The sequence below is a fragment of the Aromatoleum diolicum genome, assembly GCF_012910955.1.
In the GTDB taxonomy this organism is placed as follows: Bacteria; Pseudomonadota; Gammaproteobacteria; order Burkholderiales; family Rhodocyclaceae; genus Aromatoleum; species Aromatoleum diolicum.
The window spans coordinates 1-21,717 of record NZ_WTVQ01000063.1 but is presented as its reverse complement, the minus strand read 5'-3'; the positions used below and the strand labels follow the sequence as shown (position 1 = coordinate 21,717).

Sequence of the window (21,717 nt, the reverse complement as noted above, 5' to 3'; positions counted from 1 at the left end):
CCCCTGGCCCCGTCCCTAAGCTGTCCACCATGCCGCTGAACCCTGTGCGCGACTTCCTGCGCCTCCTAGCCGACCGCTTCGTCGCCACCCGCTGCCCCCAGGTCGCCGGCAGCCTCGCGTTCACCACCCTGCTCGCGATTGTTCCGCTCGTCACCGTGGTCATTGCACTCTTCAGCAACTTTCCCGCCTTTGCAGACCTCGGCACCTCGCTCAAGATCTTCCTGCTGGAAAACCTGCTACCCGACCGCGCCGGCAAGATCATCGCGACGTATGCCTTCCAGTTCTCGCAGAAGGCCGCAAAACTCACGCTGATCGGCACTGCCCTGCTCGTCGTCACCGCGCTGATGCTGATGATGACGATCGATCGCGTTTTCAACCAGATCTGGGGGGTGCGCCGCCCGCGTCCGCTGCTGACGCGTCTTACCGTGCATTGGTTCACCCTGACGCTCGGTCCGATCGCCTTGGGCGCCAGCGTGCTGGCCACGGGTCATCTGGTCGCCAGTTCGGTCGAACTCGCCGGCAAGAACTCATGGCTCGGCGAATTCTCGGCGACCGTCGTGTCGCCGGTCCTGCTATGCACCCTGTTCAGCTTCCTCTACTACGCCGTCCCCAATCACCGCGTACGCATCGCCCATGCTCTGGCCGGGGGCGTCGCGGCCACCCTCGCCTTCCTGCTGATGCAGCAACTGTTCGGTCTGTTCATCGCACGCATTCCCACCTACACCCTGATCTACGGCACCTTCGCGACGCTGCCGATCTTTCTCGTGTGGCTCTATTTGTCATGGGTGGTGATCCTGCTGGGTGCGATCCTGTCGGCCTCGCTGCCCGGATTTTTCGAGCGCACCCGCGTTCTCGGCCCCTTCGCTGGCGATCGTGCGTGGGTGGCCATGACCATGCTGGTCGAGCTCGCCCGCGCCCAGAGCGAAGGCCGCACCCTCGCGTTCGACCCCTTGCTGGAATGCGCCCGCATCAACAGCAACGAGGGCGAAACCCTCCTGGGAGAAATGCGTGACGCCGGCTGGGTAGCACGCACCGAAGAAGGTAACTGGCTGCTCTGCCGTAATGCCGCGGAGATCGGGCTGGCGGACATCATGGCCCGCTTCGCCTTGTCGACAGCGGGTTGGCGCAATGCCGGCTGCAACGAGCTGTCCACGCAGACGGCTGAACGTCTGGAAGTCGCGTTGCGTGCCGCCGATCTCCCGCTCGCGGCACTCGCGCCGCAAGCCATGCGACCGGAAGCTCAGATCGGGTAAGGATCGATCTCGTACTGAAACAGCTCGATGCTGGCGGTCTGCATGTCGAGGCTCAGGACCCGCGCCTGCGCAACGTACAAATGCTCGCCCTCATGCACCAGCACGAAACGACGCGAACCATAAGTTCCGGCCGGCGCCAGGATCGCCTGATTGCGTCGCAACGCCGGCACCGGCGGCAACAGCAGGGCGGGTGTCGTCGAGCGCGCCTCGCCGCCACGAAAACCGATCGATACCGGCGTGCACGTCTGTGCCACAAGCTGCAGCCCCAGCTCCACCTGCTCGGGGTTGTCGCTGCGGATCCACCGCACGATGCAGATCGACCACGGATGTCCGGCGTCCCGCCGCACGGCGACCGCCATCCCGGCGCTCAGGGTTCCCGCCACACCGGCAACCGACATGATTGCGTAACCGCCAGGGCTTTCGTTGAAGACCATCCACTCGGCAATCCGCGCTGACCTTGCCCCCGGTTGCGCAGCCTCCCAGATTGCACGCAGCCCCGTGCACACCTGGACCGAATACTGGTATGCCCTGCGCTGTTGCATGCGATTTGGCGGCAAAGCCCAACGGTCGCGCATGCGTTCCATCAACGACAATGCCTCGGCCGGCGTCAGCCCGACGGGCAAGCCTGACACATCCGGCTCCAGCAATTCACCGTCGCGCTCAAGGCCTGCCACCTCGGCCCCTGCAACGCGCCCCTTGAGCCATTCCGCCTGCGCCACTACCGCGCGCGAAATGCCATACGCCGAAAAATGCACCAGCCCCGCCACCGCCGGCGGCACACTGCGAATCGTCGCCACCGGCGGCGCGTCCTCGACCGGATTGATCCAGAAAGACGAAGCCGCAGGCTGAAGCGGGTCGAGGGACAACACCGCCTCGTCTGCCACCCCGTCGAGATAGTCGTTCGCCCACACCAGTTCACGTGCGGTCAGGCTTTCCGGCTGCAACACGGACAGAGCCAGCAGTCGCTTCAACTGATGCGCCGCCTCGGCCAGTGACGCGTCCCGGCGTGTGCCGGCGACGGCATCGAACCCGCCGCCCACCAGCACGATCTCATACACGCCACGCCACAAGCCGGCCGGTGCGGCCGCTCCACTCATGGCGCCGAGAAGAAATGCCTCATGCATCAGCGCCAGCGCACGGCCCGCCAGGGCATGCGGATCAATGCGTCGAATCGGCCGCCAGCGCTCGCGCGCCGTCCCGGCGAGGCAACGCAAGCCGCCCGCCACGCCCAGCAACGCATCGACAAGCTCCCCTGCAGCCGCATGCAACTCGCGCGACAACGGCAATGCAGCGTTCAGCAAGCGCGGTTTGAAGCGGTCACAAAGATCCTGCGCGCGCGCCTCGAACTGTTCGATGCACTGCTGAAACAATGGTCCGGCCGCACCCGGCTCGGGAAGTCTGGCAAAATGCTCGCGCAAACTCGCCAGATCGATCACCGGGTCGTCAGCCGGCTCTGCCGCCAGCCACTCCAGCACGGGAGAGATCTGTTCGGAAACGGGGTCAGGCGCAGGCATTCGAAGGGAGATCCGGGGCGAAGGTTTGTTCCCGCATTCTATTCAAGAATGGCGCCCTTAGGCGCGGCGACCATGCCCCACAACGACCGTGGCGCAACGTGCCTAGCACGCACAGCCGGCATATCAACGCCGTACTTGTCGCTAACGGCGTTCTGCCCTATACTAGTCCGCTTTTCGCATCCATTTACTAGGACACCCAAATGGTCGTCATTCGCCTTGCCCGTGGTGGCGCCAAAAAGCGCCCGTTCTACAACATCGTCGCCGCCGACTCGCGCAACCGTCGCGACGGCCGCTTCATCGAGCGCGTTGGTTTCTACAACCCGATGGCCGCCGAATCCGAAAAGGGTCTCGTGATCAACACCGAGCGCCTGGAATACTGGAAGCAGAACGGCGCCCAGCTGTCGCCGACGGTGCTCCGTCTGGCCAAGCAAGCCGCCAAAGCCGCCTGATCCAGCCGGACAGTTCGCGGTCATGATCATACTGGGGCGCATTGTCGCCCCTTTTGGCGTCAAGGGCTGGGTCAAGGTCCATCCCTTCGGGGATGACCCGCTGTCCTGGCGCGACATGCCGGAGTGGTGGCTGGCAGACAGCGCCGAAGCCCGCGAATCCGCATGGCAGGCAGTCAAGCTTGCCGGATTCAAGGAACACGGCGCCGGATTCGTTGCGGCATTCGAAGGATTTGCCGACCGCAATGCTGCCGAAGCGCTGCAGGGCCGCTATATCGCAGCACCGCGCGAGGCTTTGCCAAGCACTGGCGACAATGAATATTACTGGGGCGACTTGGTTGGCCTGACCGTCGTCAATCAGGCCGGCGAAACCCTCGGCACGGTGGAAGCGCTGATGTCGACCGGCGCCCATGATGTACTGCAGATTCGCGACGGCGACGACGAGCGGTTGATACCATTCGTCGCCGCCTATGTACTCGATGTGGATCTGACCAACCGGTCGATCCGGGTCGATTGGCAAAAGGATTGGTGAAGGCAGGGTGAACGCACCAGCCGCCGCAAGGCGCTTCGATGTCATCACCCTGTTTCCGGAGATGTTCGCGGCGCTCACCGCCAGCGGCATCACCCGACGCGCACTGGAACGCGGACTTTACGACATCGCGTTCCACAGCCCGCGCGACTTCGTCGACGACCCGCATCGGACCGTTGACGACCGCCCTTACGGCGGCGGGCCGGGCATGGTAATGATGGCCGAACCGCTCGAAAAGGCGATCGGCCGTGCAAGAGCAGCACAGGAAGCCCTTTTGGGTGCCGCCGGGCGGGTGATCTACCTCTCACCGCAGGGACGGCGACTGGACCACGCAAAAGTGCTGGAACTGACCGAACAGCCGGCATTGACGCTGCTGTGCGGACGCTACGAAGGGGTCGATCAGCGCCTGATCGACCGCTGCGTCGATGAAGAACTGTCGCTAGGCGACTTCGTTCTGTCGGGCGGCGAATTGCCGGCGATGGTGCTACTCGACGCGATCGTGCGCCAACTGCCGGGAGCGCTGAACGACGCCGAATCAGCGCGGGAGGACTCGTTCGTGGATGGGTTGCTGGATTGCCCGCACTACACGAGACCGGAGATATACGAAGGCGAGCGCGTACCGGCGGTACTGCTCTCGGGGAACCACGCCGCGATCCGTCGCTGGCGGCTCAAGCAGGCACTGGGCACGACCTGGCAACGACGGCCGGATCTGCTGCAGGGACGCAAGCTGAGCAAGGAAGAATTGTCACTGCTTGAGACGTTCAGGCAAGAGCAAGAAGGGGCCGAGGGCAGCAACATCGCCTGAAGGCCCGAATACAAACCGCGAGAGCATCAGGCAATGACCTGCTCTGCCCGCAAGGCCAAGTGCCATTGAATCGACAGGAGTCGCACCATGAACCTGATTGAGCAGCTCGAACAGGAAGAAATCGCCCGCCTCACCCAGAACAAGACCATCCCCGCGTTCGCCCCGGGCGACACCGTGGTGGTTCAGGTGAAAGTGAAGGAAGGCACGCGTGAACGTCTCCAGGCCTACGAAGGCGTGGTGATTGCAAAGCGCAATCGCGGCCTGAACTCCAACTTCATCGTGCGCAAGATCTCGTCGGGCGAAGGCGTGGAACGTACGTTCCAGACCTACTCCCCGCTGGTTGACAGCATCGAGGTCAAGCGTCGTGGTGACGTGCGCCGCGCCAAGCTCTACTATCTGCGCGACCGCTCCGGCAAGTCCGCGCGGATCAAGGAAAAGCTGAACTACAAGGCCGCGAAGTAAGACTGCGCGATTCAGCCGGCAGCATATGGAACGGGCTCCACGGAGCCCGTTTTTTTGTCGACCGCAGCTCGAAGCCCCACCTGCCGCCACACGCTACGTGGCGCCCTTCAATCCGGTTTCGGCACGTCCTTCACCCGATCATCACTCTCTTCGTCGTCATCGTCGGGAAGCACCGCATCGACGCCGGCACCAACAACCTTTGCACCGACCTTGACGGTCGTCGCGACGACCGTCACCGCGGCATCGGCCACCGCAAACACCGCACAGCCACCCATCATGCAGGTGGTAACCAAAACCAGCAGCAGCCGTTGCACACCCATGAGTCATCCCCAGCAATCACGCACACCCAAAGACAAAACCCGCGACGAGCGCGGGTTCTAGTCTTTGTTACTGGCGGAGAGTGAGGGATTCGAACCCTCGATACGAGTTTTAGCCCGTATGCTCCCTTAGCAGGGGAGTGCCTTCGACCTCTCGGCCAACTCTCCATCCTTCGAGCCCGGCATATTAGCGACTCCAGGCCCTTCGGTCAAACTTAATTATGCAGCAACATCCAGGCCGAAGGCCTTGTGCAGGACACGGACGGCCAGTTCGAGATACTTTTCCTCGATGGCAACCGAAATCTTGATTTCGGACGTCGAGATCATCTGGATATTGATCCCCTCTTCGGCCAGCGTGCGGAACATCTGCGACGCCACACCTGCGTGCGAACGCATGCCGACGCCAACGATGGACACCTTGGCCATCGTCTTGTCGCTGACAACGGCACGCGCGCCGATGTGAGCCTTGACGCTCTCGAGCACCTTCGTTGCCTTGTCCAGATCGCCCCGACTGACGGTGAAGGAAAAGTCCGTCGTACCGTCCTGGCTGACATTCTGGATGATCATGTCGACTTCGATATTGGCATCGGCGACCGGCCCGAGGATCTGGTAGGCAATGCCCGGCTTGTCGGGCACACCGAGCACCGTGAGCTTGGCTTCGTCGCGATTGAAAGCGATGCCGGAGATGACGGGTTGTTCCATGTTCTGATCTTCCTCAACAGTGATGAGCGTGCCCTCGCCTTCCTCCTGGAAGCTCGACAGGACGCGCAACTTGACCTTGTACTTGCCCGCGAATTCGACCGAGCGGATCTGCAGCACCTTGGAGCCAAGGCTCGCGAGCTCCAGCATTTCCTCAAAGGTGATGGTATCCAGCTTGCGGGCTTCGGGAACGACACGCGGATCGGTCGTATACACACCGTCCACATCCGTATAGATCTGGCATTCATCAGCCTTCAGCGCCGCGGCCAGCGCCACACCGGTGGTATCCGAACCACCGCGCCCGAGCGTGGTGATGTTGCCATGCTCATCAACGCCCTGGAAGCCGGCGACGACGACGATGTTGCCTTCGTCGAGATCCTTCTTGATCGGCGCTTCGTCGATATTGAGGATACGTGCCTTGGTATGCGCGCTGTCGGTCAGGATGCGGACCTGGGCTCCGGTATAGCTCTTGGCTTTGACGCCGATGTCGTGCAGGGCCATGCACAGCAGGCCGATCGTGACCTGCTCGCCGGTCGACACGACTACGTCCAGCTCACGCGGCTCGGGACTGGTTGCAACATCCTTCGCCAGCGCGATCAGGCGGTTGGTTTCACCGCTCATCGCGGAGACCACCACCACAACCTGATTCCCGGCAGCCTGGAATTTTGCCACCTTTCTGGCGACATTCTTGATGCGTTCCGGGTTGCCCACGGAGGTGCCACCGTACTTCTGAACTATCAGTGCCATCGTCGTATCCAAGTGCTTGTGGATAAAACGGATGATTTTAGCGAAAGCCGCACAATTTTGCAGGCTGACATCACGACGCCCGTCAAGCCCGGCAGCTCGACTTATTGATTGCGGTTAACCCTAGCCCCATTGATTTTTCCATTGTATTTGTACGGAATAGTATTCTATACTTTGGGTACCATACGACTTAAGTCGTAGGCCGACGACAGTGCGCAGTTGATTCTCATAGCACAGCTGATTTCACAACAGAGGACCCAGACATGAAAAGCACCGAAACCATTGATGTTCGCGAGATCCGTCGCAAGCTTGGCCTGAACCAGTCGCAGTTCTGGTCGAAGATTGGCGTTACCCAAAGTGGGGGCTCGCGCTACGAGAGCGGCCGCAACATTCCGCGCCCGGTTCAGGCACTGCTGCGCCTGGTGCACATCGAGCAGATCGACATCAACAAGGTCAAGAAGGAAGACGTGGAAGTCGCCGAATTCCTGAAGGCGTCGAACCCGGAGTTGTACAAGACGCTGAAAAAGGAAGCCCGTGCAAAGCGCAAGGAGCGCGCGCCCCGCTAAGCGACGCGAGGCTCGACGTGCCCATCAGGGGCTGACGCGGACCGTCAGCCCTTTTTTTCGTATTTCGTCCGCAATCGCTTCGAGTTCAGCTTCGCTCAAGGGCGACAGCCGCGCCGCTTCGACTTGCATCGACGGCCGCGCAATCCCGTAGAGCAGCACACCCGCGAGACGATCCGGCCCGGCCGCTTCGAGTACGCCCAGGTAGGACCGAATGTCATCTTCCGACGGCCCGGCACCGTCCCAGCGGAACATGCAGGTCTGAACCCAGGTGGTGCAACGCGCGGCACTCGCCTGCAGGCGCCGCGCGACCGCATCGGGATCGAGCGCTACACCATTGATGCGACGGGTGCCGGCGCGGGTTCCGGCGTCCAGTTTGAACCACACTTCACCCCCCGCTTCGCCGAGCAGGCGCACGCCTTCGCGCACCGCTGTCTGCCCCATCAGACTACCGTTGGTAATCAGGCGCAGCGGCACCTCGCGCCCTAACCGGAACCGTTCGCGCAGACGCACGGCCACTTCGACCGCAGCGGGAAACTCCACCGCACTGGTCGGCTCTCCGTTGCCCGAGAAGGCAATGTCGCGCACGCTGCGCAGGCCTTCCGGGACGTGCTGCTGGAGGTAATCGCCATGCACCAAGGCATGCAGGAAGCCTGCGAGTTCTGCCTCGAGTTGCACGAGGTCGATCCGCGGTGCACGACCACGTACCAGATTCGGTACCTGGCAATAGACGCAGTGCCAGTTGCAGGCGTTGTTGGGGTTGAGGTTGATGCCCACCGACACGCCACCGGCACGGCGCGACAGCACCGGATACACATAGGTGAGCCCCGCGAGATCGCGGTCGTGATTGCGGATACTGAGAAGCCGGTCGGTCGAAGCCATGGTGGAGAAAGCCGCCAGAAGCGGGGAAAAAGGGCATCTGCGGACGGGTGCTATAATCCGCGCCCTGCACTCCCGAGGTCAATCATGCGCATCACCCGCCGACTGGAATTCGACGCAGGACACCGGATTCCGGATCACGCCAGCCAGTGCCGGCATCTGCATGGCCATCGTTACGCCATCGAGATCACCTTGTCCGGTGACATCATCGACGCCGCGGGGCAGGCGGTCAATGGCATGGTGATGGACTTCGGCGAAGTGAAGTCCATCGCCAAGGCGCATGTCGTCGACGTCTGGGACCATGCGTTCCTCGTCTATCGTGGCGACAGCGTGGTGATGCAATTCCTCGCGGCGATGCCGGATCACAAGACGGTGGTGCTCGATACCGTACCGACGGCGGAAAATCTGGCGAGCGAGGCGTTCCGCATACTGGATCCGCGATACCGCGACAGCTACGGCAACCATCTGCAACTGGAACGCGTGCGTCTGTACGAGACGCCGAATTGCTGGGCCGACGCCCTGCGCGAGGACGCGGGCCCGGCCTGAGCAGTATTGTCGCGGGAGCGCTTCATGCGACCGCGTCGCTTGCCGCCAGCGGCGCACCTGCGGCCCCGACGGCGGACAGCACACGCACCTCACGCTGCGGGAACGGAATCTCTATGTTCGCGGCGCGAAAACGTCGCCACACCTCAAGGTTGATATCCGAAATCACGCCGAGCGTGCCCTCTTGGGGATCGGCGATCCATACCGTCAGGCGCAGGTTGATGCCACTGTCGGCGAAGGCGACGACGAATGCCTTCGGAGCGGGATCATCCAGTACCCTTGAGTGCGTATGTGCAGCCTCGACCAGGATCGACATGGCCTGCTCGAGATCGGATGCATAGCTCACCTGGAAATCGATCGGCACGACCACGCGCGTGTCGCTGTAAGTCTCGTTCTGCACCACGGAACCGACCAGGATCTCGTTCGGCACCAACGATTCAACGCCGCTTGCAGCTCGCAGCACGGTGTAGCGGGTATTGATCTGTGTGACGATGCCACGTTCGGTGCCGACGGTGATCAGATTGCCGATGCGCAGTGAGTGGTCGAGCAGGATAATGAAGCCGGACACGTAGTTGGCGGCGATTTTCTGCAAGCCAAATCCAAGCCCCACGCCCAGCGCGCCACCGAATACCGACAGCGTGGTGAGGTTGATGCCGACCATGGGGAGCGCGACGAGGACCGCAATAACGATCAACAGGGCCTTGGCGACCCGCAAGAGCACAAGCCTGACACTGTCGTCGAGGCCGGCGGCGGTGCTCAAGCGGCGCTCGAGGGCGCCCGCTGCCCACAGCGCGATGATCAGCGTAAAGAGGACCATCGCCACGCCCTGCAACAGGGTCCATAGCGAGAGCTTCTGGCTACCGATCTTGAACGACACGCTATCCAGCGCATCGAGTACCTCGGGCAGCCAGCCGAGAATATGCAGGGCGACCACCGCCCATGCCAGCGACGCGAAGATGCGCTCGAAACTCGCGAGCCAGCTTGAGCGGCCGATCGCCTGGCGGACGGCGAAGACGACGAAACGGATTGCCGCAAACGAGGTGAGCAGTGGTACGGCAAGGTTGAGCAGGTTCACGCTATGGTACTTGCCGAGCACCACACGTGTGGCAAACACGAAAATCAGCGCCAATAGCGGAAACAGTACGCGACGCAATCCGCTGCGGCCGAAACGCCGGGCCGCAGTCTCCTCGTCGCTGCTCCGACCGACACGGCTCAGCGTGGCCCGTTCGATAAACCAGGCGAGCGCAAGGCTGGTAAACAATGCCGCGAGCTGCCAGAGTACGTTGGGGCTTTGCAGGTCGCTCCAGGTATCGGTGAGCATGGCGGCGAACTGGAATTCGTCTTTCACGTTCCGGACTTCCACGGCAGGCGGGTGACGGGGGTGGCGTCCGCGCGGTGGCGGCGCCAGTTATTCAGATAGGTTTGCGCGAGCGCGCAGTGGTCGCGCATCACGATGAGGTTTTCGGCGTTGCGCTGACTGGCCGACTTGGTGAAGTTGAACGAGCCGGTGACCAGCGCGCAGCCCGGGCCGGCGGCATCGGCGATCATGACCTTGTTGTGGGCGGCGGCGTAGCGCGTTTCGAGTGCGACCGGGATACCGGCATCGAGCAGTTCGGGCAGGACATTGCCCTTGCCGCGCTTGTTCATGCGGGCGTCGGCAAGCACCTCGACGCGTACGCCGCGCCGGTGTGCGGCAACCAGTGCGCGCGCAATCGGACGACTGGTGAAGGCATAGGCCTGGACGTACAGGGTGACGCGCGCGTTGTCGATGACACCGAGCAGCAGTGCCTCGGGTCGGTCGGCAGGGGCGAACGCCACTTCGACCGAACCGCGCGCCGGCAGCTTCTGACTCGCCGCCACTGGCGCGGCCGCGAGCGCGACCAGGGCTACAAACACACTCCGGATGACGACGGTGGCGATTTGCTGCCACTCAGGCATCGGTCGGCACCCGCTCGAGGACGGCTGCAAAAAAGCCGTCGGTGTCGTGCTGACGCGGCGACAGGCGCAGCCGCTCGCCAGTATCGAGCGCAATGCCCTGCTTGCCGAGGACCTCGGCCGCGCTGATCTGGCGGAACTCGGGATGCGCACTCAGGAAAGCGTCGACAACCCCGTCATTTTCCTCCGCCAGCAGGCTGCAGGTGGCATACACCAGGCGGCCACCGGTCTTCACCAGGCGGGCCGCCGAATCGAGGATGGCACCCTGCTTGGAAACCATCTCCGCGACCGACTCGGGCGTCTGGCGCCATTTGAGGTCCGGATTGCGGCGCAGGGTACCGAGGCCGCTGCACGGCGCATCGACCAGCACGCGATCGGCCTTGCCGGCCAGGCGCTTGACCTTGGCATCGCGCTCATGAGCGATCAGCACTGGATGGACGTTGGAAAGTCCGGCACGTGCAAAACGCGGCTTGAGTTTGGCGAGGCGTTTCTCGGATACGTCGAAGGCGTAGAGACGTCCGGTCGAGCGCATCAACGCGCCGAGTTGCAGGGTCTTGCCGCCGGCGCCGGCACAGAAATCGACGACCAGTTCGCCACGCTTGGGCTGCACGAGGAAGCCCAGCAGCTGGCTACCTTCGTCCTGCACTTCGAACGAGCCATCGAGAAACAGCGGGTGCTTCTGCAGCGCGGGCTTGCCGGCGAGCCGGATACCCTGCGGGGAATATGGGCATGGCTTGGCCTCGATGCCGTTGGTCCTGAAGGCGTCGAGCACTGCATCGCGGTCGGTTTTCAGCACATTGACGCGCAGATCGAGCGGCGCCGGGCGATTGAGGCTGTGCGCAAGGTCGAGCAGCGTCGTTTCGTCATGCGTTGCGAGCAGACGCTCGGCAAGCCAGTCGGGCAGATCGGCACGTTCAGCGAGTGAGCCCTCATCCAGTTCCTTGGCTTTGATGCCGGAAATCCAGTCCCGCTCGGTGGCCGAGGCCAGCCCCTCGAAGTGGCGCATCGGCCAGCCTTCGCCACGCGCGAGCCACGCCAGCAACAGGGTGCGCGGGCGCGCATCGGCGCCCACGAGACGGCGCAGCCAGCGCAACCGGCGCACGATGCCGTAGACCGTTTCGGCAATGAAACCGCGGTCGCGGTGACCGATCTCGCGGTTTTCGCGGAAGTGCCGCGACAGCACCACGTCGGCAGGGTGTTCGAAAGTGAGCACTACGCTCAGGACCTGAGCGGCATGGATCAGCAGGCTGCGCGATGCGGCCTCGTCGTGTTTGGACATTGTTATTCAGTTCCCGATGGTTAGATGGGCGGCCGAGTCTTCGTCCGCCCGCAATTCGATCATTTCCGCGTCTGCTGCGCGCTCGGTATCAGACGCTTCTCCGGAAGGAGCGCCCGGCGGCGAAAGACGCAATTCGATGGCCTGCTGGTCGAGCATTTCACCCTTGTCATCGATGACCCGAATGCGCACTGGCAACATGCCGTAGTTGCGCGCCAGCCAGATATCGATCGACAAACTTCCGTTCAGCGCTTCGGCACGAACCCGCAGTGTTTCGAGCTGCCCGATCGGCAACGCGAGTTTTTCCGGGCCCACTACTTCGAGCGTCGACGGGGTGGCCTCGCGTCCGCTGATCACGTTCAGTTCAGTGGAAACGCCGGCCGCACCGACGATGCCGATCTGATGCCACAAGCTCAGCAGGTCCTGGTCGCCCGGGCGGATGGCGGCAACGCGCTCGCGGTTGCCGCGCTTCAGGGTCACCTGGCCAGAATTCCAGTCAAACGTGGCATTCGCCGGCGTCTTGCGTGTCTGTTCCACGCTGAAACGCTCCGGCCGCAGACCGCCGGCGCCGACACTGCCCTCGCTGCTCTGTGCGTAATGGAAGCTCCGGAACAGCCCCGCCACCCCGGTGGTCCGCAAGGCCACCGACATGCGGTACCGCTTGCCGTCATGTGACCACTCGTGGCGCGCCTCGCCGACCTGGAAGCCCCCCTCGCCGAGGGAGACGCGAAAGCGGATATCGCCCCGCTCCGGCCAGCCCGCAATGCTGATTCCGGGCAGGTCCGGTCCGCGTGCGAGCTGAGCCGCCTCGGACACCTGCGCCGCGGCGGCCGCCTGGACCATATCCGCCGGCACGTCGGCCGCGGTCATCGGGATCGAACTTTCCTCGCCCACCGGACTCGCGGGCGCATCACCCGCTTCGTCAACAGCCGGTGCCGCGAGCGGGACCGGGACCGGCTCTTCGGTTACCGGCTTGGGCTTCGGCACAGGCTTGGCGGGGGGTTTCGGTTTGGGCGCCGCGGCGGGCGGCGGTGGCATGGAGGTAGGGGCCAGCGCAGCCAGTTCCACCGGTTGCGCGACCGGCATCACCAGGCGCGCGTGCAGCACCTCCTGCACTGGCGGCTCCTTGCCGACCAGCGTTCCCCAGTCGGGCACGCCCAGCACGATTGCGTGCGCGAGCACCGAAAGACCCGAGGCCAGGATCAGGACTGTTGGCTGCCGCACGCCCCGACTCCGGGCATCCGATCCAGCGCGGGGACCGTCCACCCGGCCTCTTCGCCAACTTCATCGCGTAGCAGCACCCGCCCTTGCGCCGAGATCGACAGACGCTCCTCGACGAACCAGCGCACCGCCTGCGGATAGATGCGGTGTTCGTGCTTCAGCACCCGCGCGGAGAGGCTGTCTTCGTCGTCGTCAGGCAGCACCGGGATGACCGCCTGGATCACCACCGGACCGCAATCGAGTGTCGGCGTGACGAAATGCACGGTTGCACCATGCACCCGCACGCCGGCTTCGAGCGCGCGGCGGTGGGTATGCAGGCCGGGGAATGCCGGTAGCAGCGACGGATGGATGTTGAGCAATCGCCCTTCGTAATGTCGCACGAAACCGTCGGTGAGCACGCGCATGAAGCCGGCCAGCACGACCAGATCGGGACGATGGGCATCGATCGCCCCGGCCAGCGCCGCGTCGAATTCCTCGCGCGAGGCGAAGGCCTTGTGGTCGACCACGGCGGTGGCGATGCCGTGCGCAGCGGCAAATTCGAGGCCCTTGGCGTCCGCCCGGTTGCTGATCACTGCGCTGATGCGCGCGCCGGCAAGACCTGCGCGCACGATGGCTTCCATGTTGCTGCCACGACCGGAGACGAGAATGACGATGGACTTCATGAATGGATTCTTGGTGTTCGATTCGGGCACGCCGTAGCGCACCGCGGAGTGGGACAAGGACGGGAGCGCAGTGTTCCGGCAATCGGTGCGGGACGTACCGCGCAGTCGCAGTGTTGTGCGCATGATACCGGAAGGGTCGCCGGAGCCCTAAGAGCGTACCCGCCGAAAGGCGCGACCGCGCGTCGGCCGACTCCGTATAATTGCCTGTTGCACCGAATTTTGCCCCGCCCTGCATGCCCGCCATCCATCTGCTTTCCGATTTGCTCATCAACCAGATCGCCGCCGGCGAGGTGGTCGAGCGGCCCGCTTCGGTCCTCAAGGAAGTGCTGGAGAACGCCGTCGATGCGGGCTCGCGCGCCATCGACGTGCAGCTCGAGCAAGGCGGCGTGCGACGCATCCGTGTCGCCGACGACGGCTGCGGCATCGAGCGTGACGAACTCGCGCTGGCGCTGGAGCGGCACGCAACCAGCAAGATCGCGAACCTGGACGATCTGGAACGCGTCGGCACGATGGGCTTCCGCGGCGAAGCGCTCGCCGCGATCGCCGCCGTGGCGCGCACCACCCTGACCAGCCGCGCCGAGGGCAGCGCCCACGCATGGCGCATCGACGGCAGCGACCGCAGCGTCGCGCCCGCAGCCCTCAACGCGGGCACCGTCGTGGATGTCGCCGATCTGTATTACAACACCCCGGCACGGCGCAAATTCCTGAAGTCGGAAGCGACCGAATACGCGCATTGCGACGAGATGTTCCGCCGTGTCGCGCTGGCCCGCCCCGACATCGGCCTGCAACTCGCCCACAACGGCCGCGTGATCCACCGTCTGCCTGCGGGCGACGAGGCGCGGCGCGTCGCCGCGCTGATGGGTGACGATTTCCTGACGCAGGCGCGCGCGCTGGATGCCGATGCGGGGCCGCTGCGACTGGCCGGCTTTGCTTCGCTGCCCGCGTATTCGCGCGCCAGCCGCGATGCGCAGTATTTCTTCGTCAATGGCCGTTTCGTGCGCGACAAGCTGCTGACGCACGCGGTGCGCCAGGCCTACACCGACATCCTGCACGGCAACCGCCACCCCGCCTACGTGCTGTTTCTCGAACTCGATCCGGCGGGCGTCGACGTCAACGTGCATCCGGCGAAAATCGAGGTGCGCTTTCGCGAGGCGCGGGCAATCCACCAGTTCGTGTTTCATGCGCTGTCGCGGGCGCTCGCCGAATCGGGCGCCGGGCTGGCGGCTCGCCCTGGCACGCAGGCGGGGCATGACGACGAACCGGCGCGAAGCGGCGAAGGGCAAGCGTCGGGCGCCAATGCATCGCTCGTCGCCGTGCCCGCCAACTCGCCGGAACGTACTCACGCCTACGGCACCTATCACGACGCGGCGCCGATGCAGGGTCGGCTCGCGATGGAGTCTGTCAGCCGCAGCTATTTTGATTTCATCAGCGGGGCTGCGGCCGGCGCGCCGCCTTCGCCAGCGACGGACACCGCCTTTCGCCCCGCCACCTTCGCCATGGGCGGCGGCAGCGCAACGACCATCGCCCCCGGCACGGCCCGGCCCCTGCCCGCCGACGAGTCTGCCCCGCTCGGCTACGCCATCGGCCAGTTGCACGGTATCTACATCCTGGCGCAAAACACAAAGGGGCTGGTGCTGATCGATATGCACGCAGCGCACGAGCGCATCCTCTACGAGAAGCTCAAAACGGTGCTCGACGGCACGCCCTCGGTGCAGCGCCTGCTGATTCCAGCGGTGTTCTCGGTCAGCGCGAAGGACATGGCGGCGGCCGAGGACTGTTCAGAAGTGCTCGCCGCCATGGGATTCGAGGTCGCGCCCGCCGGTCCGCAGGAACTCGCTGTACGCAGTGTGCCGGCGCTACTCGCGAACGCACCAGTGGCCGAACTGCTGCGCAAGCTGCTCGAGGAACTGCGCGAATTCCCGGCGTCCGAGGTCGTCACAGCACGGCGCAACGAACTGCTCGCGACGATGGCGTGCCACGGTGCCGTGCGGGCCCACCGCAACCTGTCGATCCCGGAGATGAACGCGCTGCTGCGCGACATGGAAGCCACCGAGCGCGCCGACCAGTGCAATCACGGCCGCCCGACCTGGACGCAGCTGACGATGGCAGAACTGGACAGGTTTTTCATGCGTGGGCAATGACCCACCGCGCACGCCCCTGTCTCTCATCGCAAGCACAACCGGGCGATAGGCACCGCGAAGCCCCCGTGCAATCCGTGAGTGCCAGATTCAACTTCAACGAGTATCCTTGCACGCCCCCGCCTTCCTCGCCGGACGGCAACACTGCGCAGACACCATGACAGGCAAGCACTACGACGAATCCTCCTTTCGCGTCCTCAAGGGGCTCGAACCGGTGCGAGAACGGCCGGGCATGTACACCCGCACCGACTCGCCCGCGCACATCATCCAGGAAGTCATCGACAACGCGGCTGACGAGGCGCTCGGCGGCTTCGCGAAAAAGATCCAGGTAACCCTGCACCTGGACGGCTCGGTCAGTGTCGCCGACGACGGCCGCGGCATCCCGGTTGGTCTGCATCCAGAGGAAGGTGTGCCGGTCGTCGTCCTCGCCTTCACCCGCCTGCACGCCGGCGGCAAGTTCGACAAGCGCGACGGCAATGGCGCGTATGCGTTCTCCGGGGGCCTGCATGGCGTCGGCGTGGCCGTGACGAATGCGCTGTCGACGCGCGTGGACGTCGAGGTCAAGCGTGACGGCAAGATCCACCAGATCCAGTTTTCCGACGGTGGCGAGCGCATCGGCGACATTGCCATCACCGGCGACTGCGGTCGCCAGAGCGGCACGCGCGTGCGGGTGTGGCCGGATGGCAAGTACTTCGAGAATCCGCGCATCCCGCAGAACGAAATCGAGCGCCTGCTGCGCTCCAAGGCGGTGCTGCTGTCGGGGGTGTCGGTGCGCCTCGATATCGAACAGGCGTCCGGCCCGGCGCTGACGAAAACCTGGTCCTATCCCGAGGGGCTCGCCGGCTACCTCCGCGAACAGGCGGGCGACGTCGACACCGTGGCACCGATCTACACCAGCGAGAAATACGCGGGCAAGGACGATGCCGCCTACGCCCCGGGTGAAGGCGCGGCCTGGGCGCTGGCGTGGTTCGAGCAGGCGGTGCCGAGCGAATCCTTCGTCAACCTGATTCCGACGGTAGCCGGCGGCACGCACGAAAGCGGCCTGCGCGCCGGCATCTTCGATGCGATCAAGACCTTCATCGAGCACCACGCGCTGCTGCCACGTGGCGTCAAGCTGCAGCAGGAAGACGTCTGCGGCAAGATGAGCTTCGTGCTGTCGGCGCGGCTGCTCGACCCGCAGTTCCAGGGGCAGGTGAAGGAAAAGCTGAACTCGCGCGAGGCGGTGAAGCTCGTCTCGTCGGTGATCCGCGACCCGTTCGAGATCTGGCTCAACAACCACGTCGAGGCCGGCAAGGCGATCGCCGAGCTGTCGATCAAACAGGCGCTCGCGCGGCAGAAGAGCGCACAGAAAGTCGAGAAGAAGAAGACCTCGGGCGTGGCGGTGCTGCCGGGCAAGCTGTCCGACTGCGAATCCGAGGATCTCGCCGACAACGAACTCTTTCTTGTCGAGGGCGACTCGGCCGGCGGCTCGGCGAAGATGGCGCGCAACAAGGAAACCCAGGCCATCCTGCCGCTGCGCGGCAAGGTGCAGAATTCATGGGAGATCGACCCCGACCGCCTGCTCGCGAACGCCGAGATCCACGACATCGCCGTTGCCCTCGGCGTCGACGCGCATGCCGCGGGCAGCTCGCCGGATCTCTCGGGTCTGCGCTACGGCAAGGTCGTCATCATGTCCGACGCCGACGTCGACGGCGCGCACATCCAGACGCTGCTGCTGACGCTGTTCTTCCGCCATTTCCCCGAACTGATCACGCGCGGCCATATCTATGTCGCGCAGCCGCCACTGTACCGCGTCGACGTGCCCGCGCAAGGCAAGAAGCGCCCGGCGCGCCGGCTCTACGCACTGGACGACGGCGAACTGACGGCAATCCGCGACCGCGTCGAAAAGGAAGGCTTCAAGCCCGACGCGATCGAAGTCGGCCGCTTCAAGGGCCTGGGTGAAATGAACCCCGACCAGCTGCGCGAGACGACGATGGACCCGGCGACGCGGCGCGTGCTGCCGGTGCAGGTGCGGGCCGAGGCGCTCGAGGACACGAAACGCATGTTCACGCTGCTGATGGGCAAGGGCGAAGCGTCCGGCCGGCGCGCGTGGATGGAAGAGAAGGGCGACACCGTCGAGGCGGACATCTGACATCAACCGAGCCCTCTCGCCCGACGATCGCACCAACGAATTTCTGATCTGAACCGATGAACGACACTTTCGATCTCTTCCAGGGTGCCGAAGCGCCCCCTGCCCCGCCGGCACCGCCGGTTCCCGACACTGCGGCCGGCGACGACGCGCTGCCGCTCGATCGCTACGCCGAGCGCGCCTATCTCGCCTACGCGATGAGCGTCGTCAAGTCGCGCGCGCTGCCGCAGGTCGAGGACGGCATGAAGCCGGTGCAGCGGCGCATCCTCTACGCGATGAACGAGATGCGTCTGTCGTCGACGTCCAAGCACGTGAAGTCCGCGCGCGTCGTCGGCGACGTCATCGGCAAGTACCATCCGCACGGCGACACCAGCGTCTATGACGCGATGGTGCGTGTGGCGCAGGACTTCTCGCTGCGCTATCCGCTCGTCGACGGCCAGGGCAACTTCGGCTCGCGCGATGGCGACTCGGCCGCGGCGATGCGCTACACCGAATGCCGTCTGACGCCGATCGCGGAACTGCTGCTCGCCGAAATCGACCGCGGCACCGTCGATTTCGTGCCGAACTACGACGGTGCCTTCGAAGAGCCCCAACTGCTGCCCGCACGCCTGCCCTTCGTGCTGCTCAACGGCGCCTCGGGCATCGCCGTCGGCATGGCGACGGAAATCCCGCCGCACAATCTTCGCGAGGTCGCGGACGCCACCTGCCACCTGATCCGCAATCCGGACGCCGGTCTCGACGACATCCTGCCACTGCTCCCCGGGCCGGACTTCCCCGGCGGCGGTCAGCTGATCTCCTCGCCCGAAACGATCCGCGACGCCTACGCCGGCGGACGCGGCGGTCTTAGAATGCGTGCGCGCTGGCGTGTCGAGGAACTCGCGCGCGGCCAGTGGCGCGTGATCGTCGAGCAGCTGCCGCACGGCGTGTCGGCCGCCGGCGTGCTCGCCGAGATCGAAACCCTGACCAACCCGCAGCCGCGCACCGGCAAGAAGGAAGTCAGCCAGGAACAGAAGAACCTCAAGCAGCTCGTGCTCGGCGTGCTCGAGACGGTGCGCGACGAGTCGAGCGACAAGTCGCCGGTGCGTATCGTGCTGGAGCCGCGATCGAGCCGCCAGAGCCGCGACGAGTTCATGGCGGTGATGCTCGCACACACCAGCCTCGAATCGTCGGTCTCGGTAAATATGACGATGATCGGCCGCGACGGCCGGCCGCAGCAGAAGAACCTCGTACAGATCCTGCGCGAGTGGATCGACTTCCGCTACGTCACCGTCGACCGCCGCACGCGCCATCGCCTCGACGAAGTCGACCGGCGGCTGCACATCCTCGAAGGGCGCATGATCGCCTTCCTGCATATCGAGGAAGTGATCCGCGTCATCCGCGAATCCGACGAGCCGAAACCGGCGCTGATCGCCGCCTTCGGCCTGTCCGACATCCAGGCCGAGGACATCCTCGAAATCCGCCTGCGCCAGCTCGCGCGCCTCGAAGGTTTCCGGATCGAGAAGGAACTCGCCGAGCTGAAAGCGGAACGCGAGGGCCTGCAGCATCTGCTCGACAGCCGCGCGGCGATGACGAAGCTGATCCTCAAGGAAATCACCGAGGACGCGAAGAAATTCGGCGACGACCGCCGCACCCTGATCGAGAACGTCGCCGCCGTCGCGCCGGCCGAGATCAGCGTACCCGACGAACCGGTCACCGTGATCGTGTCGAAGAACGGCTGGGTGCGCGCGCGCCAGGGCCACGGCATCGACGCCGCGGCGATCAGTTACAAGGCGGGCGACTTCGCCCACGCGGTGATCGAAACCCGCAGCACCTGGCCGCTGATCGTCATCGACACGCAGGGTCGCGCCTACACCGTGCGCGTGTCCGACCTGCCCGGCGGACGCGGCGACGGCGTTCCGATCGCGACACTGGTCGAGTTCCAGAACGGCGGCAAGCTTGTACAAGTCCTCTCCGCCGAGCCCGAGTCGATCTGGATGTTCGCGAACTCCGGCGGCTACGGCTTCATCTGCACGCTCGCCGACGCCAGCAGCCGCCAACGCGCGGGCAAGGCCTTCATGACGCTGGAGAAAGGCGAGAAGGTGCTCGCGCCGACGCGCGTCCTTGGCGAACGCATCGCCGCCGTGTCCGAGAACGGCCGCATCCTGGTATTCATGCGCAGCGAGATGAAGGTGCAGGCCGGCGGCCGCGGTGTCATCGTGATGGCGCTCGACGATAACGAGGCGCTCGTCGCGGTCACCGTGCCAGCCGACGACGCGGTGCTGAAGATCGAAGGCATCGGCCGCGGCAACAAGCCTGCGACGGTTGAACTGAAACCCGCCCAACTCGCCACGCTGCTCCATCGGCGCGCGCGCAAGGGCATGCAACTGGCAATCAAAATCAAGCCGCTAACGCTGGGCTGAGGCGTCACCTCCACCGGGCGTTTGCGCTGGCGGAGGTTCGCCATCCGGCATGATCGATCGGATCGGATCATCCGCGCGAATCCGCCCCGGCGCGCGCGGCGGCGGGTCGCCCAGCATCGATTCGATCAGGATGCTGACGCGACGATTGCGCGCGCGCCCCTCCTCATTGAGGTTGTCGGTAAGCGGGCGCTGATCCCCGTAGCCCGCGGCGGTCAACCGGTCGCCACGCACACCGGCGTCGATGAATAGGCGCACCACCGACGAGGCCCGCACCGCCGACAGCTCCCAGTTCGACGGAAAGCGCGCGGTGCTGATCGGAATGTTGTCGGTGTGGCCTTCCACCGTGACCGGAAACTCCGCCGCCGCCAGCACCTGCGCCACCGCACGCAACGCCGCCACGGCACTCGCGCCGAGGGTCGCATCGCCCGGGGCAAACAGCACACTCGCATTGATCTCCACGGTGATGCCGCGAGCCCCCTCGCTCACCCGCACCTGACCGCCACGGGTCAAGGGCTCCAGTACGCGGCGGATATCCTCGGCCATGCTGTTCATGCGCTTGACCTCGGCCTGGCGTCGGGCTTGCGATTCGGCATCGAGGAGACGATTGGCCGTCGTGGGGGCGGTCGGATTCACCGGCGCAACCACTTGTGGCGGCGCCGCGACGGGATCCCCCGGGACGTTGACCGTGACATTGCGGAACGCGTTGATCAGCGAATCGGACAGCACGCGGTACTTGCCCTCATTGACCGAGGACAGCGAGTACATCACGACGAAGAAGGCAAACAGCAGCGTGATGAAGTCCGCGTAGGACACCAGCCAGCGGTCGTGATTTTCGCGATTATCGTCATCGCCCTGACGGTGTCGGCGGCGTCGCATGGCAGATTCCCGGCCCGTTCAGGCCATGTAGCCCTGCATGCGGCTTTCGATGATGCGCGGATTGTCCCCATTAGCGATGCCAACCAGGCCATCGACGAGCATTTCGCGCTGCGAGATGGCATTGGCGACATGCGCCATCAGCTTCTTCGACATCGGCAGGAACACCAGGTTGGCGAACCCGACGCCATAGATCGTGGCAACAAAGGCCACCGCAATGCCCGAACCCAGCTTCGACGGATCGGACAGATTCTCCATCACGTGAATCAGGCCCATCACCGCACCGAGAATGCCCAGGGTCGGTGCATAACCGCCCGCCGCCTCCCAGATC

Annotated in this window: 21 protein-coding genes and 1 tRNA gene; 10 read left to right on the top strand and 12 right to left on the bottom strand. The window is 64.7% G+C overall.

Annotated features, from left to right (window positions below; genetic code table 11):
- The first annotated feature begins 29 nt into the window (after positions 1-29).
- Complete coding sequence (locus GPA25_RS22080) at positions 30-1,253, top strand: YihY family inner membrane protein (protein WP_169262566.1); 1,224 nt, start codon at positions 30-32, stop codon at positions 1,251-1,253.
- On the opposite strand, the gene GPA25_RS22075 is transcribed toward GPA25_RS22080, so the two are convergent.
- On the bottom strand, positions 1,241-2,767 hold the full coding sequence (locus GPA25_RS22075) for a hypothetical protein (protein WP_169262565.1): 1,527 nt from the start codon (positions 2,765-2,767) through the stop codon (positions 1,241-1,243). The two genes, GPA25_RS22080 and GPA25_RS22075, sit on opposite strands and share 13 nt — an antisense overlap.
- A gap of 200 nt (positions 2,768-2,967) precedes the next feature.
- Here GPA25_RS22075 and rpsP point away from each other — a divergent pair, with 200 nt between their 5' ends.
- From rpsP to rplS, 4 genes are all read left to right on the top strand, one after another.
- On the top strand, positions 2,968-3,216 hold the full coding sequence (gene rpsP / locus GPA25_RS22070) for a 30S ribosomal protein S16 (protein WP_169262564.1): 249 nt from the start codon (positions 2,968-2,970) through the stop codon (positions 3,214-3,216).
- A 22-nt stretch (positions 3,217-3,238) separates the two neighbouring features.
- Entirely contained in the window at positions 3,239-3,745 is a 507-nt protein-coding gene (gene rimM / locus GPA25_RS22065; RefSeq protein WP_169262563.1) for a ribosome maturation factor RimM, read from the top strand.
- Positions 3,746-3,752: 7 nt separating this feature from the next.
- The gene (gene trmD / locus GPA25_RS22060; protein WP_169262562.1) at positions 3,753-4,547 is read left to right on the top strand and encodes a tRNA (guanosine(37)-N1)-methyltransferase TrmD; all 795 of its coding nucleotides are present in this window, start codon (positions 3,753-3,755) and stop codon (positions 4,545-4,547) included.
- A gap of 87 nt (positions 4,548-4,634) precedes the next feature.
- Complete coding sequence (gene rplS / locus GPA25_RS22055) at positions 4,635-5,009, top strand: 50S ribosomal protein L19 (protein ID WP_169262561.1); 375 nt, start codon at positions 4,635-4,637, stop codon at positions 5,007-5,009.
- 107 nt (positions 5,010-5,116) lie between these two features.
- Here rplS and GPA25_RS22050 read toward each other — a convergent pair whose 3' ends face one another.
- The 3 genes from GPA25_RS22050 to GPA25_RS22040 all read right to left on the bottom strand — a co-directional run bounded on the left by GPA25_RS22050 (position 5,117) and on the right by GPA25_RS22040 (position 6,772).
- Complete coding sequence (locus tag GPA25_RS22050) at positions 5,117-5,329, bottom strand: NF038104 family lipoprotein (protein ID WP_169262560.1); 213 nt, start codon at positions 5,327-5,329, stop codon at positions 5,117-5,119.
- A 71-nt stretch (positions 5,330-5,400) separates the two neighbouring features.
- A tRNA-Ser gene (locus GPA25_RS22045) sits at positions 5,401-5,494 on the bottom strand.
- Positions 5,495-5,545: 51 nt separating this feature from the next.
- Positions 5,546-6,772: an aspartate kinase gene (locus tag GPA25_RS22040; RefSeq protein ID WP_169262559.1), complete on the bottom strand. Its 1,227-nt coding sequence runs from the start codon at positions 6,770-6,772 to the stop codon at positions 5,546-5,548.
- 260 nt (positions 6,773-7,032) lie between these two features.
- Between GPA25_RS22040 and GPA25_RS22035 the strand changes: the two genes are divergently transcribed.
- A complete protein-coding gene (locus GPA25_RS22035) occupies positions 7,033-7,335 on the top strand; it encodes a helix-turn-helix domain-containing protein (RefSeq protein WP_169262558.1) in 303 nt (100 codons plus the stop codon).
- Between the two features lie 24 nt (positions 7,336-7,359).
- Here the strand turns inward: GPA25_RS22035 and GPA25_RS22030 are convergent, their stop codons facing one another.
- Entirely contained in the window at positions 7,360-8,214 is an 855-nt protein-coding gene (locus GPA25_RS22030) for a radical SAM protein (RefSeq protein ID WP_169262557.1), read from the bottom strand.
- Between the two features lie 84 nt (positions 8,215-8,298).
- Between GPA25_RS22030 and queD the strand changes: the two genes are divergently transcribed.
- Positions 8,299-8,757, top strand: a complete 459-nt coding sequence (queD, locus tag GPA25_RS22025; RefSeq protein WP_169262556.1) for a 6-carboxytetrahydropterin synthase QueD — start codon at positions 8,299-8,301, stop codon at positions 8,755-8,757.
- A 22-nt stretch (positions 8,758-8,779) separates the two neighbouring features.
- On the opposite strand, the gene GPA25_RS22020 is transcribed toward queD, so the two are convergent.
- From GPA25_RS22020 to purN, 5 genes are read right to left on the bottom strand one after another with little or no spacing between them, the layout of a single operon-like run.
- Positions 8,780-10,102, bottom strand: a complete 1,323-nt coding sequence (locus GPA25_RS22020) for a mechanosensitive ion channel domain-containing protein (RefSeq protein ID WP_169262555.1) — start codon at positions 10,100-10,102, stop codon at positions 8,780-8,782.
- Positions 10,099-10,692, bottom strand: coding sequence for a phospholipase D family nuclease (locus GPA25_RS22015; protein ID WP_169262554.1), 594 nt, complete (start codon positions 10,690-10,692; stop codon positions 10,099-10,101). The genes GPA25_RS22020 and GPA25_RS22015 overlap by 4 nt, the downstream gene beginning before the upstream one ends.
- Positions 10,685-11,968, bottom strand: a complete 1,284-nt coding sequence (locus tag GPA25_RS22010) for an RsmB/NOP family class I SAM-dependent RNA methyltransferase (protein ID WP_169262553.1) — start codon at positions 11,966-11,968, stop codon at positions 10,685-10,687. Before GPA25_RS22010 ends, GPA25_RS22015 begins: the two co-directional genes overlap by 8 nt.
- A gap of 6 nt (positions 11,969-11,974) precedes the next feature.
- Positions 11,975-13,189, bottom strand: coding sequence for a DUF3108 domain-containing protein (locus tag GPA25_RS22005; RefSeq protein ID WP_169262552.1), 1,215 nt, complete (start codon positions 13,187-13,189; stop codon positions 11,975-11,977).
- Entirely contained in the window at positions 13,168-13,848 is a 681-nt protein-coding gene (gene purN / locus GPA25_RS22000) for a phosphoribosylglycinamide formyltransferase (RefSeq protein ID WP_169262551.1), read from the bottom strand. Before purN ends, GPA25_RS22005 begins: the two co-directional genes overlap by 22 nt.
- Positions 13,849-14,081: 233 nt before the next feature.
- Here purN and mutL point away from each other — a divergent pair, with 233 nt between their 5' ends.
- The 3 genes from mutL (at position 14,082) to parC (ending at position 20,513) form a co-directional block, all read left to right on the top strand.
- On the top strand, positions 14,082-15,989 hold the full coding sequence (gene mutL / locus GPA25_RS21995; protein ID WP_169262550.1) for a DNA mismatch repair endonuclease MutL: 1,908 nt from the start codon (positions 14,082-14,084) through the stop codon (positions 15,987-15,989).
- A gap of 154 nt (positions 15,990-16,143) precedes the next feature.
- Positions 16,144-18,117, top strand: a complete 1,974-nt coding sequence (locus GPA25_RS21990) for a DNA topoisomerase IV subunit B (protein WP_169262549.1) — start codon at positions 16,144-16,146, stop codon at positions 18,115-18,117.
- 56 nt (positions 18,118-18,173) lie between these two features.
- Positions 18,174-20,513 (top strand): DNA topoisomerase IV subunit A, encoded by a 2,340-nt coding sequence (parC, locus tag GPA25_RS21985; RefSeq protein WP_169262548.1) that lies wholly within the window; start codon positions 18,174-18,176, stop codon positions 20,511-20,513.
- Here parC and motD read toward each other — a convergent pair.
- On the bottom strand, positions 20,499-21,389 hold the full coding sequence (motD, locus tag GPA25_RS21980) for a flagellar motor protein MotD (protein WP_169262547.1): 891 nt from the start codon (positions 21,387-21,389) through the stop codon (positions 20,499-20,501). The genes parC and motD overlap by 15 nt on opposite strands.
- Before the next feature lie 18 nt (positions 21,390-21,407).
- On the bottom strand, positions 21,408-21,717 hold a 310-nt coding region (locus tag GPA25_RS21975; RefSeq protein ID WP_211163303.1), incomplete at its 5' end, for a MotA/TolQ/ExbB proton channel family protein.